This window comes from Pseudomonas sp. P5_A2_2 (assembly GCF_054177685.1).
The window spans coordinates 1-1163 of sequence record NZ_JBGCUL010001244.1; the positions used below are offsets into that span (position 1 = coordinate 1).

Genomic DNA, 1163 nt, shown 5'->3' on the forward strand with positions numbered 1-1163 from the left:
GGATTGGTCTTGATGGTCCTGGTGGGGCTGCCCACCACAACCGCATAGTCTGGAACGTCCCTGGTCACCACGGCGCCCGCACCGATGGTGACCCAACGACCGATGCGCAATCGCGGCAGGATCGTGGCGTTGGTGCCGATGAAGGTGCCGTCACCGATCTCGACACAACCGGCAATGCAGACACCCGGTGCCATGAACACCGAATGGCCGACCTGCCCTTCATGCCCGACGACGCTGCCGGCACTGATACTGGTGTTGTCACCCAGGCTGACTTGCGCCTGCAGGATCACGCCCTCTTGCAGATAGGTGCCGACGCCCATGGTGATCATCGTCAGATCGATGCCCGGGTGGATGAAGTTGCCCAGGGTGCCACCGGCCTCGACGATCTCGCAGGTGGTCCGGTAACGCAGCGCCGTGCTGCCGGTGATCAAATTGACAAAGCGTGTGTCGGGGCCTTTCAGCTCGGCCACCTTGTCGGTACCACCCACCACCGGCACGCCATGAAACAGCGTGCCTTGCTTGGCCGGATCGTTATCGAGAAAGGCGAACTGCACGTCCGGCTGGCTGCGTTGCAGGGTGAGGATCATCCGTACCGCTTCAGGATTGGCCGCCCCCAGCAGGTAAACCTTCATAGCCGGGTCCTTTTGAGTACCAGCGCGCGCAGCACCTCGATGACCCGGTGCTGATCGTCATCGRTCATGTCGTGGTAACTCGGCAGATTGATCGCGCGCTCCGGCAGTGCATGCGCCACGGGCGAGTCAGCCGTCAGTTCGCTGAACATCGGCAAGGACGACAGCGGCCAGAAGAACACCCGCGCATCGATATCGGCGGCCTGGAAGGCGGCGATCAACATCTCCCGCGTGATCCCCAGCTCGCGGTCAAAGACCACGGTGGGCATCCAGTAACCGTTGCGCGCATGTTCGGGCTCAGGGTTCATGGACAAGCCCGGCAACGACGCCAGCGCCTCGGCGTAGTGGGCGAAGATCGCACGCTTGCGCTCGATCAACTCGTCGATCCGCTCGACCTGTGCGCAACCGACGGCCGCTTGCAGGTTGCTCATCTTGTATTTGAAACCGAGGAAATGCGGCCAGAACTGTTTGCTGCTGCCCGCCACCCGGCCATGATTGGACAGGGTCAGTACGCGGTCATACAGGGCCTTGTCC

General features: G+C 62.4%; 2 protein-coding genes. Both read right to left on the reverse strand.

Going from position 1 to position 1163, the window contains the following annotated elements:
• The coding region (locus tag ACXRVY_RS30490) for an acetyltransferase (protein WP_458239136.1) at positions 1–632 on the reverse strand (632 nt) is incomplete at its 3' end.
• The coding region (locus ACXRVY_RS30495; protein WP_458239137.1) for a DegT/DnrJ/EryC1/StrS family aminotransferase at positions 629–1163 on the reverse strand (535 nt) is incomplete at its 5' end. The genes ACXRVY_RS30490 and ACXRVY_RS30495, both read right to left, overlap by 4 nt.